Here is a 14,297-nt window from a genome sequence, read left to right on the forward strand (position 1 = left end):
TCAATAACTTGAGAGGGTTTATCTGTGGAACTGCTTTTGTGTTTATTTGGCTTTATTTCGGGGATCACCACCGCACTATTCGGCTTCGGTGGCGGTTTTATTACGGTTCCACTGTTATATGCCTTGATTACCTTAGTGTGGGGGCCGCAAAGCGATGCAGGCAGTGTGGCAATGCAAATTGCGGTGGCAACATCAACCTGTGTGATGATCTTTTCATCGACGCTTTCTAGTCGTGCTCATTACCTTAAAGGCAACCTGAGTTGGCCAATTATTCGCCCTTTTATTATCCCTATTTCAATTGGCGGAATTCTAGGGGCAATAGTGGCGTTATCCGTAGATAGTGCATTAATTCGTTGGGTATTTATTGGTTATCTCGTCATCACTATTTTAGATTGTTTTATTCGTCCCGGCTTTATGAATACAGGATCTACAGGTATACAAGACTCCCGTGGCGGTATTTTTGCCGATACGCCTATTGGTGTGGTGATTGGTGCTGTTGCGGCATTTCTTGGGGTTGGTGGCAGTGTGATGACAGTCCCTTTAATGCGACGTAGAGGCGCGAGTATGATCCAAGCTGCTGCATTTGCGAACCCATTAACATTACCAATGGCAATCACGGGTACATTAACTTATTTTTATTTCGCCATTGATAAACATATTGACCTTGGAGCGGGTTTTCTGGGGATGATCTATATCAAAGGGGCGTTAATTTTAATTGCGACATCGTGGTTAGGGATCCGTTTTGCTTCTTTATTAATGCCTTACCTGAGCGATAAACGCCATGCCCAAAGCTATCCGCTACTGTTACTCGTGGTTTTAGCTGTCATGATACTGGCTTAGGATCGCGTATATTGGTGAGTAAAGATGAGGTTTTTGTCCTAAATTCCTACTGATCATCGCTTTTGCTGCACTTGGCGCAATCAAACGGTTGTTTCCTGATTGATTATGGTAGAATATATTTAATTACCACACGCTTTTAGCGCGCTTTTGGCATTGAGGAATGATGACAATGAATGAGGCAGATGCTCGCCCAACAAATTTTATCCGTCAGATCATAGATGAAGATCTGGCGACCGGAAAACACACGTCAGTGCATACGCGTTTTCCACCTGAACCGAATGGCTATTTACATATTGGTCATGCGAAATCAATCTGCTTGAATTTTGGCATTGCCAAGGATTATCAGGGCCAATGTAACTTACGTTTTGATGACACTAACCCGGTAAAAGAAGATGTCGAATACGTTAACTCCATTCAAGAAGACGTTAAATGGCTTGGTTTTGAGTGGAGCGGTGATGTCCGTTATTCCTCTGATTACTTTGATACCTTGTATCAGTACGCGATCGAGCTGATCAAAAAAGGCTTAGCTTATGTCGACGAACTCAGCCCAGACGAAATTCGCGAATACCGTGGGACACTCAAAGAGCCGGGTAAAAATAGCCCATACCGTGAGCGCCTAATTGAAGACAACTTAGCATTATTCGAAAAAATGCGTGAAGGTGGTTTCGAAGAAGGAAAAGCGTGTTTACGCGCGAAAATCGATATGGCATCCCCATTTATGGTGATGCGTGACCCAGTTTTATATCGTATTAAGTTTGCGGAACATCACCAATCTGGCAACAAATGGTGTATTTATCCAATGTATGACTTCACGCATTGTATTTCTGATGCATTAGAAGGCATTACGCATTCTTTATGTACGCTAGAGTTCCAAGATAACCGTCGTTTATATGATTGGGTTCTAGACAATATCACGATTGATTGCCATCCACGTCAGTACGAGTTTTCTCGTCTGAATTTGGAATACACGGTGATGTCTAAGCGTAAACTGAACCAATTAGTCACTGAAAAACATGTAAATGGTTGGGATGACCCACGTATGTTAACCATTTCAGGTTTACGTCGTCGTGGCTATACCGCAGCCTCTATTCGTGAATTTTGCCAACGTATTGGTGTTACTAAACAAGACAACAACGTTGAAATGGCCTCTTTAGAGTCTTGTATCCGTGATGACCTGAATGAGTCAGCACCGCGTGCAATGGCGGTTATCGACCCAGTTCGTGTGGTGATTGAAAACATGCCTGCTGGTGAAGAGATTTTAACAGCGCCAAACCATCCAAATAAACCGGAGATGGGTACGCGCCAAGTACCATTTAGCAATGAAATCTATATTGACCGCGCGGACTTCCGTGAAGAAGCGAATCGTCAATATAAACGTTTAGTCTTAGGTAAAGAAGTTCGTTTGCGTAATGCATACATCATTAAGGCAGAGCGTGTTGAAAAAGACGCTGATGGTAATATCACAACTATTTACTGTACTTATGATGCAGGCACATTGAATAAAGACCCAGCAGATGGCCGTAAAGTCAAAGGCGTTATTCATTGGGTTAGCGTCGCTCATGCATTACCGGCAGAAATTCGTCTGTATGACCGTTTGTTTACAGTACCAAACCCAGGTGCAGAAGACGATTTCTTATCGGTTATCAACCCTGAGTCGCTGGTTATTCGCCAAGGCTTTGTTGAGCCGAGCCTGAAAGGTGCTGTGGCAGAAAAGGCGTACCAATTTGAACGTGAAGGCTATTTCTGTGCTGACAACCGTTTAAGCAGTGCAGATCATTTAGTGTTTAATCGGACTGTGGGGTTGCGTGATACTTGGGCGAAGCTCGAGTCTAACTAAAATCCTCGTTATCCTTCGCGCTGTAGGTGTGTTAGCTTCACCCACCAGCCCTAGTCACATACTTATGTATGCTCCTAGGGTCTAGCGGTCTTGCTGCCTTCCTACAACACGAATGATTTAGAGGATTGCCCCTGACAAATAAATTATTTAGAGGGCTGTTCGAGAGCATTAGAACAAAAAAAGCCGTGATATTTCTAGTTAATATCACGGCTTTTTCTATGGATAATACGACTTACTGAGGTTTGTTATCCACTTTTTCTTTTAATAATTCATGCAGATATTCATTCGCGGAAGTCACATTTCCTTGTGCATCTTTGACTTGATACTCTTCACCCGTAACTGATGACTTTGAAGCAACGTTATCAATAAATTGTTCTGCAGTATTGAGGCGTTTCTCTGTTTTGCGTAATTTTAATCTCAAGTGAGACTCTGCATCGACAGCGGAATGTTCAGTACCATTACGGGTAAATGTAAGATTTTGCTGTTTACCAAGTGCTGCTAATAATGATTCAGTACGCATTTTTTCTTCAGGGCTTAATGCAAGGGCTTGAGTGGTAACAAAAACACTTAAAAAAGTACTAATGCAGATGAAAAACGGTTTGATAGCTGGGTAGTAAGCATTTGCACGAATTTCTCTCCATAGAAATAAAGGTGAGAAAATTATAAGCAGACTTTTAATTTAAACTATCGGTAAGATTCTTAGAATTCAATTATTGATAGTTGATTAAGGCATAAAGCGATAACCAATCCCTGTTTCGGTTAATAAGTGAATAGGGCGAGCAGGGTCATTCTCCAGTTTTTGTCGTAGATGACCCATATAGATACGTAGGTAATGATTATGTTCCACATAATTAGGCCCCCACACTTGTAGTAACAAATGCCGTTGAGTCAATACTTTGCCACTGTTAGCCACCAGTTCACTGAGTAAACGAAACTCAATTGGGGTAAGGTGGAGCTCTTCACCTTGTTTGGTAACAATTCGATTAATAAAATCGATAGTGATATCCCCAAACTGGCATTTTGAGTTTTCTTGAGTAACTTTACCAAAACGCCGTAAAGCGACCCTAACACGAGCCAGTAATTCACTAATACCAAAGGGTTTTGTCAGGTAATCATCAGCGCCTGCATCCAATGCAGCCACCTTTTGTGATTCTTCTTCACGAGCGGATAAAACAATGATAGGGATACTACTCCACTGGCGTAGTTCACGAATCAAATTGAGTCCATCGCCATCAGGTAAGCCAAGGTCTAAAATCAATAAATCAGGTTGCCGCGTACCGGACTCAATGAGGCCGCGTTGGTAATTTTCCGCCTCAAAGACCTTCCAGCCTTCACCTTCCAGCGCCAAGCGAACAAAGCGACGGATTTCTTTTTCATCTTCAACAACTAGAATTTGATGGCTAGTACTCACAATATTGCTAATCCTTTATGTTTCTACTTCGATATCAGGTAGTTGCTTTAGGGGTAAGACAAAGTGGAAGCTGGCTCCACCTTTATTATTATTCTGCGCCCAAATTTCCCCTTCATGTAATTGAATTATAGCACGGCAAATAGCGAGCCCTAAGCCAACCCCTGGGATCGCTGACTCTTTTTGCGCTCGAGAAAATTTGTCGAAAATATTTTTTTCTTGCCCGTTTGGGATCCCATTGCTGGCATCCCATATTTCAATGTGAATTTTTTGACCTTCAACGGCAGCTCGAATACCAATCGGGGTATCGTTATGGCTGTATTTTACAGCATTTTCTAATAGATTGATTAGAACCCGTTCAATCAAATTAGCATCACAATAAAGTAATAAATCGGCTGGAATATCAATTTCTAAAGGGTGACTGTGTAAGGTGTAATCCAAAGTTCTAACGGCACTACTGGTAATTTCTTGCAGCGATTCCCACGCTAAATTGGGCTGAATACTACCAGATTGCAAGCGAGCCATATCCAATAAATTATTCACTAAGCGCGAGGTGCTAAGCACTTGCTGGCGCATTTGGTTAACTTGCTCTGTAAGTGGTGAGTTTTCCGCAGATAAATTCAACATTAAAATTTCAGTTTGACCGAATAAAACGGTAAGCGGTGTTTTTAGGTCATGAGAAAGTGCAGCAAGTAACGAATTTCTCAGTTGTTCACGTTCAATATCTAATTTGGCAGACTCAGCTTGTTTGGTCAGTTGTAGACGAGCAAGAGCACTAGCAATTAACCCCGTGAAGGTTTGCAGCATGCGTTGCTGCTCTGGGATCAATAACTGGCGCATATTTCTTGGCTCAATGGCAAGAACGGCAAGAGTTTGATCTGCTGTAGTGATCGGTTGTAATTGATAAGGAACACTTGGCAAAGTATCCGTACCAGCACCGGCGGGCTGGCGTTTATCAAAACTCCACTTAGCAATGGCTTTATCAATTTGCATTGCAGTGTAGCCATCACATTGTAACGGTGTTAATTGGCCATCCTCATCAGGTAATAATAAGCAACTTTTGGCTTGGAAGGCATTATTAAGGAAATGATACCCTGTTTTACCGATATCATCTGTGGTGATAGCTTGTCCTAATTCTTTTGTCATTTCATATAGATGACGTGTCCGTTGTTCGCGATACCGAGCGATACGTGCTTGGTATCGCATACCCGCAGTTAGATTTCCCACAACAACCCCAACAATTAGCATCACCGTAAAAGTGACTAAATATTGCATGTCCATGATAGCAAGGGAAAAATGGGGTTGAACAAAGAATAGGTCAAAACTGATCACGTTGACCAGCGCGGCAAAGACAGAAGGGCGTCGGCCATAAAATAATGCGATTAACACGACACCTAATAGATAGAGTGTCACGAGGTTGGCTTTGTCGAGAGCCAATAAAAAAGTGCGAGAAAATAAAGTGATAGTGGCGCACATTACAATAGCCATTAAATAGCCATTCATATCTGATCGCCATTTTTCAGAGAACGGCTTTCTTTCCGGTTCTTTATCCCACTCACTTTTCTCTTCAAGTGCGACGATCACTAAATCCAGATCAGGGCCGAGCTTACCAAGGCGATCGGCAAAGCCGGGGCGCCAATTGAGCTTAAACCATTTGTTTGATTTATCACGTCGGCCAATTAATATCTTTCCTAAATTATGTTCTCGTGCATAACGTAATATCGCTTTTTCTTCTGAAGGGTCGGATAACGTTGCCGTCTCTGCCCCTAAGTCTTGAGCAAGGCGTAACGCTTTTAAGATAGCTCTGCGCTGGGTTTCAGGTAGCTGATGAAGTGCAGGGGTTTCAACATAAACAGCATGCCAGACACTACCGAATTTTGCAGCAAGCCGAGCAGCTGTACGAACTAACTTTTCATTTCCCCTATTATGGCCGATGCATAGCAATAGCCCATCGCGGGTATGCCAAACAGGTGCTTGGCCTTTACCGCCGCGAAATTCACGCATTTGGTCATCAACTCGGTCAGCTGTACGGCGAAGTGCGAGCTCACGAAGTGCAATTAAATTTCCTTTGCGGAAAAAATGTTCAATGGCGCGTTCGGCTTGCCCTGGTATGTACACTTTGCCTTCTTTAAGGCGCTGTCGTAGATCGTCAGGAGGAAGGTCAACTAATACCACCTCGTCAGCAGCATCAAAAATATGATCTGGAACCGTTTCACGTACACGAATACCTGTAATGCTTCCAACAATATCATTCAGACTTTCAATGTGTTGAACGTTAATGGTTGTCAACACATCAATTCCGGCATCAAGCAATTCTTCGACATCTTGCCAGCGTTTAGGATGGCGGCTGCCATTGGGGTTACTAAATGCTAACTCATCCATTAAAATTATGGCTGGATGTCTAGCAATTGCAGCATCAATATCGAAGCCATTTAGGCGACGACCGTGATGAATAATGCGTCTGGGTGGCAATAGAGAAAGGCCGTCAAGTAGCGCGGCCGTTTCTTCTCTTTCATGGGTTTCTACTACGCCAATCAGCACATCTAGCCCTTGTGCTCTGAGTCTTTGTGCTTCTTGGAGCATGGCATACGTTTTTCCAACGCCTGCACAGGCCCCGAAAAAAATCTTTAATTTGCCTCGTCCAATTTCATTGGCTTTGGCCAAGAGTTCATCGGGGTTAGGGCGGAGAGGTTCCTGATTGTTCATCATAGCCCCTAGTGAGTTTGACTATTTATTTGTTGTTGATATTCATCAAGTGCTAAGTTCAGTTTTAGCACATTAATGACTGGTTCGCCTAAAAAGGGTAACAGTGCCTGTTCAGTATGTGTTTCTATCAATGATTTTACCGCATCTAATGGAATTTGCCTGCTTTTTGCAATGCGTGGCGCTTGGTATAACGCTGCATCAATAGCAATATTGGGGTCTAAGCCACTGGCAGACGTTGTGAGTAAATCCACGGGAATTGCACGACTGGCATCGGGATTTTCTGCGCGCAGTTGTTCACTGCGTTCAGTCATAACTTGTTGTAATAATGGATTGCTGACCGCTAAATTACTTCCACCAGAAGCTAATGCATTGTAGGGGCTATCAATAGTTGAGGAGGGGCGACCGTGAAAGTAGCGGACGTTACTCACATTTTGCCCGACCAAAGCTGAGCCAACAACACGCTCATCTTGAGTGAGCAAAGAGCCATTAGCCTGCCATGGAAAGAAAACATGAGCGAGGCCCGTTACCATTAATGGGTAGGCTATACCGGTAAAAAGAGTGAGTATTAATAGCATAATAATCGATGAACGGATCATATTCATAATCAATACCTTAAATCCCAAAGAGACTAATAAATAGATCAATGAGCTTGATCCCAATAAATGGCACGATCAGCCCGCCTAAACCATAAATACCTAAGTTACGTTGCAATAATGATTGTGAGCTCATTGGGCGATAATTAACCCCTTTAATTGCTAGAGGGATCAGGAAAATAATAATTAATGCATTAAAGATCACTGCGGAAAGAATTGCAGAGGCAGGTGAGTGCAAATGCATTACATTTAATGCGTTAAGTTGTGGCCATGTTACGGCGAAGGCCGCAGGAATAATCGCAAAGTATTTAGCAATATCATTGGCAATACTGAACGTCGTTAATGAACCACGGGTCATCAGCATTTGTTTACCAATATGCACCACTTCAATCAGCTTGGTTGGGTTAGAATCTAAATCCACCATATTACCGGCTTCTTTTGCTGCTTGGGTACCAGAGTTCATTGCCACTGCGACATCCGCTTGCGCCAGTGCTGGCGCATCGTTGGTGCCGTCACCTGTCATGGCAACCAAACGGCCTTCAGTTTGATATTGGCGGATCAACGCGAGTTTGGCTTCCGGTGTGGCTTCTGCAAGGAAATCATCCACTCCTGCTTCTGCTGCAATTGCCGCGGCTGTTAAATGGTTATCCCCCGTGATCATCACAGTTTTGATACCCATACTGCGCATTTGGGCAAAGCGTTCTTTCATACCCCCTTTGACGATATCTTTTAATGCAACAACACCTAAAACCGTCTTATTATCAACCACCACAAGTGGAGTTCCACCTAAATGAGCTACTTTTTCGACCAGTTGATCCGCTTCAACAGGGAATTTACCTTGGTTAGCTTCAATATAACGGCGGATCGCATCAGCAGAACCTTTGCGGATCATCCGTTCGCCAATATTGACTCCACTCATACGTGTCATCGCGGAGAAAGGAACAAAGGTTGCATTCAGGGCATGAATGTCTCTTTCGCGTAAATTGAACTTTTGTTTCGCTAGCACCACAATGCTGCGCCCTTCAGGTGTCTCATCGGCTAAAGAAGACAATTGTGCGGCATCAGCCAGTTGCTGTTCAGTGATACCCGTTAGCGGTAAAAATTCGGAGGCTTGGCGGTTTCCCAGTGTAATTGTCCCCGTTTTATCGAGTAATAGAACGTCAACGTCTCCTGCTGCTTCCACTGCGCGACCGCTGGTGGCAATCACATTTGCCCCTAACATGCGGCTCATCCCTGCCACGCCGATAGATGAAAGCAAGCCGCCAATGGTGGTTGGAATTAAACAGACTAATAGGGCAATCAATACTAAAATAGAAACCGCATCGCCAGCACCTGCATAATCTGCGGCAAAAAGGGTAAAAGGGTACAAAGTTGCACAAACGAGGACGAAAATTATCGTGAGTGCAGTTAACAAAATAGTGAGTGCGATTTCATTGGGTGTTTTACGGCGTTGCGCACCTTCAACCATGGAAATCATTCTATCTAAGAAGGTTTCACCGGGGTTAACGGTACATTCCACGATCAGCCAATCGGAAAGTACGCGAGTTCCCCCTGTTACAGAGGAAAAATCTCCACCGGATTCACGGATCACAGGGGCGGACTCCCCAGTGATTGCGCTTTCGTCCACCGAAGCACCGCCTTCGATGACTTCACCGTCACATGGAATGGTTTCTCCTGCACGGATCAACACTATATCGCCTTTACGTAACTGGTCTGAACTCACTATTTCTTGGCTCGCATCCAGTGAGGGCAAAGCTAAACGCGTTGCGCTACTTTGTTGTTTAACGCCTTTTAAGCTTTGGGCTTGTGCTTTACTTCGCCCTTCAGCAAGTGCTTCTGCAAAGTTGGCAAAAATAACTGTAAACCATAGCCAAAGGGTGATCATTCCACTGAACCAAGCACTGCCTTGTGTGTAATCCATTACCATGGCTAACCAGAGAAACGTAGTGATAATACTGCCAATAAAAACTACAAACATCACCGGGTTACGCCATTGTGCTTGTGGTGTACATTTTTTGATAGACTCAAAAATAGACTGCTTGATTAGCTTATTATCGAATAATTTAATATTTTTATTGTTCATATTTTCCTCCTCATCAACCCGCAAAACCAATGTGTAATTGTTCAGCAATTGGACCTAAAGCAAGGGCTGGTACAAAGGTTAGGGCACCAATGAGAAGCACAGTGAAAATCAGTAACCCAATGAATAAAGGGCCTGTCGTTGGTAAAGTGGCGTGGCTTTGGGCTTGTGGTTTTTTATTGGCCATAGACCCCGCGATCGCTAGAACAGGAAGAATGACACCAAAGCGACCGATAAACATAGCTATTGCAAGTAGCACATTGTAGTACGGGGTATTTGTGCTGAGACCTGCAAAAGCGCTACCATTATTATTGGCAGCAGAAGAAAAAGCATATAACACTTCACTAAACCCATGAGCGCCTGGATTTAAAATCCCTGCCCGCCCAGCTTCGCTCATTAATGAAATAGTTGTACCTAGCAGCACTAAGGTTGGGGTGACCAAAATTGCCAGTGCAACCATTTTCATTTCACGCACTTCGATTTTTTTACCGAGGTATTCAGGGGTTCGGCCAATCATCAGGCCAGCAAGGAATACAGCAAGTAGCACAAATAGCAACATACCGTATAAACCTGAACCGACACCACCAAATACGACTTCACCAATTTGCATTAACCACATTGGTACCATCCCGCCCATTGCGGTAAAGGAGTCATGCATTGCGTTAACCGCACCACAAGATGCCGCGGTGGTAACGACGGCAAATAAAGCGGAGCCAACAATACCGAAGCGACTCTCTTTTCCTTCCATATTGGCGGAGCTCGTTGCGTGTAGTTCGGTTAAAAATGGGTTTCCCACATATTCCGCTTTAACCACGACGATGGCAGCAACTACAAAAATGATCCCCATAACCCAGAGTAAAGTGTGGCCTTGTTTGTTGTTACCAACAACACGGCCAAAAGCAAAGCAAAGCGCGGTAGGAATGAGGAAAATCGCTAACATCTGTACAAAATTACTGAGTGCCGTTGGGTTTTCAAAAGGATGTGATGAGTTAGAGCCAAAAAATCCACCGCCATTTGTGCCGAGCAATTTTATCGCTTCCTGTGATGCAACGGGCCCCATAGGGAGTAGCTGTTCACTGCTATCTAAAGGATGAATAAGTAAATAACTGGAAAAATTTTGAATAACACCTTGGCTGACAAAAAAGAGCGCAAAAATAACCGCTAAAGGGAAGAGTAAATACACCGTAATTCGGTAAATATCTAACCACGCATTGCCGACAGTTTTACTGCCATGGCGTGAAAAAGCACGAATAATTGCGAAGGCAACGGCAAGCCCTGTGGCAGCAGACAGGAAGTTTTGGACTGTCAGTCCTGCCATTTGGCTTAAATAGCTTAATGTATTTTCGCCACTATAGGCTTGCCAGTTTGTATTAGTAATAAAACTAACCGCGGTATTGAAGGCTAAGTCCCAGCTCATTCCCCCAAAATGTTGTGGATTAAGCGGTAAATAGCCTTGATTCATTAAAATAGCGAATAATAGAATAAAACCTAAAAAATTAAATAATACGATCGCTAAGGCATATTGCTGCCAATTCATCTCAGCCATGTGCCTTCCCGGCTGTTTGACACCTGTTAAACGCCAAAGTAGGGATTCACTGGCTTCTAATCGACGGGGAATGTCATTGTCGATTAACCGAGCAATACCATTACCTAAAGGTTTTGCTAAGATGAATAGGATCAGTAAAAAGCTACCTAAAAATAGCAATGTGGTAGTCGCCATATCAGAAATCCTCCGCGTTAAGCAGGGCATAAATCAGATACGCTAGCAGTAAAACGACGAGAACTGCCCCAGTAATGGAAAGTAATGACACAGTGTTTTCTCCTTATTATTTCCATGTGATAAGGCTAAAGGGTTCACTGTAAAGAAGCTGATAAAAAGCACGGGCTGGGTGTAAAAAAAGTATAAAAATGACGATTTATTTGCTTGAAAGAGTACGTGGTTATCTCTGAAGGGAATTGCCAATTGTTATGTGATTGTGATTTTTATGTTTATATAAAACATAATTCGGTTAAATTATGTAGTAAAAATACGGAATGGTCCGTTTTTTTAGTCATATTTACATTTAAAGTGGTCAGATGAGTGGTTTTATTACACAATTTGCGATATTCTATTCACAGTCAATATTTTTCATATTATCTGCTCGGTTTTAGTCGCTCTTTACTACTGTGTTAATGGGAAATGTGTGTTAATGGGGAATGATAGAGCAACGCTGGGATCGACAAATAAAGTGGCAACTGAAGGAGGATATCGATGTCCACATATCGCGAATATTCCCGTAATCAGGTACTTGCACGCCGCACTGCTGCTGTAACAGCTGGCATTATTGCGTTTCCGGTTATGGTTTTTTATCCAAAAAGAGCAAAATTTTATAGCCATTTACATAAGGTTTGGGCTAAGACTAGCGATAAACCCGTTTGGTTAGAACGCTCAGAGACAACACTGGAAAGTCATCGCTAATTTAGAGTTGAGTGCCTAGTAATAACCCCTACAATGTTGAATTGTGGGGGTTTTGTTTTTTATCTTCCATTCTTTATTTCATGGCCAGTTATTTTCCATGGGGCAATACCCGCGATTTGCTCTAAATAACACAGAAAAAAATCATGTTTCCGTTTATGCTTATTGATTATCAGTTAATTACGTTCAAACTGGTGGGTAAACAGTTTAGCTGTGCAGTAAAAAGGACAATATAATGCATAACTTAAGATTAGAAGAAATCATTAATGATGAATTGAAAGTTAGTGAGTTCCAAGATTTTGCACCGAATGGATTGCAAGTTGAAGGGCGGCCACATGTACATAAAATCATCACCGGTGTGACAGCTTGCCAAGCATTGCTAGATGCCGCTGTTGAAAAGAAAGCCGATGCCATCATTGTTCACCATGGCTATTTTTGGAAAAATGAGCCAGCCATTATCAAAGGGATGAAAAAAAATCGCTTAAAAACATTATTAGCGAATGATATCAACCTATATGGTTATCACCTCCCATTAGATGCGCACCACAAATTAGGTAATAATACCCAGCTTGCTTATATTATGGGGGTGCAGGTGAATGGCCAAATCGACCCATTAATGCCATTTGGTTTTTTTGACCAACCCATTACGCCTTCAGAGTTAACGTCTCGTTTAGAAACTCGTCTTGGCCGTAAAGTCCTGCATTGTGGTGATAATGCAAAAGAAGAAATTCGCCAAATCGCATGGTGTACAGGGGGAGGGCAAGGCTTCATTCTACAAGCAGCTGAATTTGGTGTAGATGCCTTTGTAACAGGGGAAGTTTCTGAGCAAACCATTCATATAGCAAGGGAAATGGGGATCCATTTCTACAGCGCAGGGCATCACGCAACGGAGCGTTATGGGATCAAGGCGTTGACTAAGTGGCTCGTAGATGAACATGGGTTAGATGCCGAATTTATCGATATCGATAACCCTGCCTAATCTTCTTCGTCTTTCAAACCATAGCATTGTTGGCTGCATTCGTGAACCCTAGTCACATACTTGTGTATGTTCCTAGGGCTTCACTCTTTTGCCGCCTAGCTGTGATTCGAAATACTTAGAAGATTGATAATCTATTGAAAATAAAAATAAAAATAAAAATAAAAATAAAAATAAAAATAGCTATTGGGTTCGGTATTTTAACGATGCGAAAACTAATACTGCACTTGAAATAGTTAACACTAAACCTAAGTGTTGGCTCCAGCCAGCGACCATTAGACCGATGGCGAGTCCGATGTAGTAAAATAAACCTAAAATTGCGCCAGCGGTGCCTTTTCTGTCACCATAACGGTTTAATGCATGGGCAAGTATGTTCGGGATCGCAATTCCGTAACCAATAACGACTCCGATAACGGGTAAAACGAACCAAATTGAATCCATTAGCACAAAAACCAAACAGCCACTCACTAAGGAAATCACGCTAGACAGTTTTACAAGCTGCTCAGATGTGTGTTTTTTAGCCAATAAATAGCGATTTGATATCGAACCTAAACCAACCCCAAGCGCTAATAATATCCCTGTTAATCCAAACTGTTGTTGAGTGAGCATTAATTGTTCAAAACTGAATGGAGCCAGCTGATAATAGCTAAATAAATTAATATTGAAAAATGCAATCAAGATCACATTTCTAGCAATTTCTTTATCAGCGATCATGCGTAAAAATGTCTCAATAAATGAGACTTGCGTCACGTTTTCAGGCTTGGTCTCAGGTAAACGACAGGCTGACCAGAGAAAAAGCACCACAGCTAAAATAGCTAAGCCGATAAAAACGGTTCGATAACCGCCAAAACTGACGAGTCCAGCACCAGATAACATTCCCAACGCGGGGCTGATTGCTAAAGCAACACCCATGATAGAAAAAACTTTTGCTAATTCATGGCCTTGGTAGCTATCACGCATAGCGGTTTGTGTACCGATTGAACCGACGGCAGCGCCAAATGCAGACAACATTCTCATTAATAATAATAAATAAAAATGTGTGACAAATAACGCACCAATAGACGCAATACCGTAAATCAATAAACCCGCCAAAATAGTCGGGCGACGCCCTAAGGTGTCACACATACGTCCCCAAAACACCACGCCTAATGCAAAAGCAAAGAAATAAAGCGACAGTGTTTGTGAAGCTTGTTCCGCATTTACTGAGAAAGCGCTGGCAATATCAGTGAGTGCGGGGCTGTATATGGTTTCCACAATTTGAGGAAACATCATTAAGGCAACAGCAAGCCATAATGAAAGAGGGTGTTTCATACTTTTTCCTACCAATCGACTAAAAATAAAGGGTCTAATTAGATACAACGATTTAATAGCAGGTAGTTTAGTGTTATTTTCATTGTCTTAT

At 42.6% G+C, this 14,297-nt stretch carries 12 protein-coding genes; 4 read left to right on the top strand and 8 right to left on the bottom strand.

Features of this window, described 5'->3' with window-relative positions; genetic code table 11:
• Window positions 1-24: 24 nt before the first annotated feature.
• Both PR800_RS14555 and glnS read left to right on the top strand, forming a co-directional pair.
• Window positions 25-840 (top strand): sulfite exporter TauE/SafE family protein, encoded by an 816-nt coding sequence (locus tag PR800_RS14555; RefSeq protein WP_272531089.1) that lies wholly within the window; start codon window positions 25-27, stop codon window positions 838-840.
• Window positions 841-1,009: 169 nt separating this feature from the next.
• Entirely contained in the window at window positions 1,010-2,677 is a 1,668-nt protein-coding gene (gene glnS, locus PR800_RS14560) for a glutamine--tRNA ligase (protein WP_148241592.1), read from the top strand.
• A 232-nt stretch (window positions 2,678-2,909) separates the two neighbouring features.
• Here the strand turns inward: glnS and PR800_RS14565 are convergent, their stop codons facing one another.
• The 7 genes from PR800_RS14565 to kdpF form a co-directional block, all read right to left on the bottom strand.
• Complete coding sequence (locus tag PR800_RS14565) at window positions 2,910-3,197, bottom strand: DUF5329 family protein (protein ID WP_272531090.1); 288 nt, start codon at window positions 3,195-3,197, stop codon at window positions 2,910-2,912.
• Window positions 3,198-3,401: 204 nt separating this feature from the next.
• Complete coding sequence (gene kdpE / locus PR800_RS14570) at window positions 3,402-4,088, bottom strand: two-component system response regulator KdpE (protein WP_102138319.1); 687 nt, start codon at window positions 4,086-4,088, stop codon at window positions 3,402-3,404.
• A gap of 15 nt (window positions 4,089-4,103) precedes the next feature.
• A complete protein-coding gene (kdpD, locus tag PR800_RS14575) occupies window positions 4,104-6,791 on the bottom strand; it encodes a two-component system sensor histidine kinase KdpD (protein WP_210844583.1) in 2,688 nt (895 codons plus the stop codon).
• Between the two features lie 8 nt (window positions 6,792-6,799).
• The gene (gene kdpC / locus PR800_RS14580; RefSeq protein WP_272531091.1) at window positions 6,800-7,393 is read right to left on the bottom strand and encodes a potassium-transporting ATPase subunit KdpC; all 594 of its coding nucleotides are present in this window, start codon (window positions 7,391-7,393) and stop codon (window positions 6,800-6,802) included.
• A 10-nt stretch (window positions 7,394-7,403) separates the two neighbouring features.
• Window positions 7,404-9,467 (bottom strand): potassium-transporting ATPase subunit KdpB, encoded by a 2,064-nt coding sequence (kdpB, locus tag PR800_RS14585; protein ID WP_102138322.1) that lies wholly within the window; start codon window positions 9,465-9,467, stop codon window positions 7,404-7,406.
• A 13-nt stretch (window positions 9,468-9,480) separates the two neighbouring features.
• The gene (gene kdpA, locus PR800_RS14590; RefSeq protein ID WP_210844584.1) at window positions 9,481-11,184 is read right to left on the bottom strand and encodes a potassium-transporting ATPase subunit KdpA; all 1,704 of its coding nucleotides are present in this window, start codon (window positions 11,182-11,184) and stop codon (window positions 9,481-9,483) included.
• Window position 11,185: 1 nt separating this feature from the next.
• Entirely contained in the window at window positions 11,186-11,275 is a 90-nt protein-coding gene (gene kdpF / locus PR800_RS19680) for a K(+)-transporting ATPase subunit F (RefSeq protein ID WP_102138324.1), read from the bottom strand.
• A 440-nt stretch (window positions 11,276-11,715) separates the two neighbouring features.
• Between kdpF and PR800_RS14595 the strand changes: the two genes are divergently transcribed.
• Both PR800_RS14595 and PR800_RS14600 read left to right on the top strand, forming a co-directional pair.
• The gene (locus PR800_RS14595) at window positions 11,716-11,922 is read left to right on the top strand and encodes a YbfA family protein (RefSeq protein WP_036957942.1); all 207 of its coding nucleotides are present in this window, start codon (window positions 11,716-11,718) and stop codon (window positions 11,920-11,922) included.
• A gap of 232 nt (window positions 11,923-12,154) precedes the next feature.
• The gene (locus PR800_RS14600; RefSeq protein WP_102138325.1) at window positions 12,155-12,898 is read left to right on the top strand and encodes a type 2 GTP cyclohydrolase I; all 744 of its coding nucleotides are present in this window, start codon (window positions 12,155-12,157) and stop codon (window positions 12,896-12,898) included.
• 180 nt (window positions 12,899-13,078) lie between these two features.
• On the opposite strand, the gene PR800_RS14605 is transcribed toward PR800_RS14600, so the two are convergent.
• Window positions 13,079-14,206, bottom strand: a complete 1,128-nt coding sequence (locus PR800_RS14605) for a multidrug effflux MFS transporter (protein WP_102138326.1) — start codon at window positions 14,204-14,206, stop codon at window positions 13,079-13,081.
• Window positions 14,207-14,297 lie beyond the last annotated feature (91 nt).

Origin of the sequence: Providencia sp. PROV205 (assembly GCF_028479505.1) — a bacterium.
Taxonomy (GTDB): domain Bacteria; phylum Pseudomonadota; class Gammaproteobacteria; order Enterobacterales; family Enterobacteriaceae; genus Providencia; species Providencia huaxiensis.

What these genes read in the sequence shown, in the direction of transcription:
- PR800_RS14605 (WP_102138326.1), bottom strand. Translation starts at nt 14,206, where the DNA reads ATGAAACACCCTCTTTCATTATGGCTTGCTGTTGCCTTAATGATGTTT.
- PR800_RS14595 (WP_036957942.1), top strand. Translation starts at nt 11,716, where the DNA reads ATGTCCACATATCGCGAATATTCCCGTAATCAGGTACTTGCACGCCGC.
- PR800_RS14565 (WP_272531090.1), bottom strand. Translation starts at nt 3,197, where the DNA reads ATGCGTACTGAATCATTATTAGCAGCACTTGGTAAACAGCAAAATCTT.
- kdpD (WP_210844583.1), bottom strand. Translation starts at nt 6,791, where the DNA reads ATGAACAATCAGGAACCTCTCCGCCCTAACCCCGATGAACTCTTGGCC.
- kdpB (WP_102138322.1), bottom strand. Translation starts at nt 9,467, where the DNA reads ATGAACAATAAAAATATTAAATTATTCGATAATAAGCTAATCAAGCAG.
- kdpC (WP_272531091.1), bottom strand. Translation starts at nt 7,393, where the DNA reads ATGAATATGATCCGTTCATCGATTATTATGCTATTAATACTCACTCTT.
- kdpA (WP_210844584.1), bottom strand. Translation starts at nt 11,184, where the DNA reads ATGGCGACTACCACATTGCTATTTTTAGGTAGCTTTTTACTGATCCTA.
- PR800_RS14600 (WP_102138325.1), top strand. Translation starts at nt 12,155, where the DNA reads ATGCATAACTTAAGATTAGAAGAAATCATTAATGATGAATTGAAAGTT.
- glnS (WP_148241592.1), top strand. Translation starts at nt 1,010, where the DNA reads ATGAATGAGGCAGATGCTCGCCCAACAAATTTTATCCGTCAGATCATA.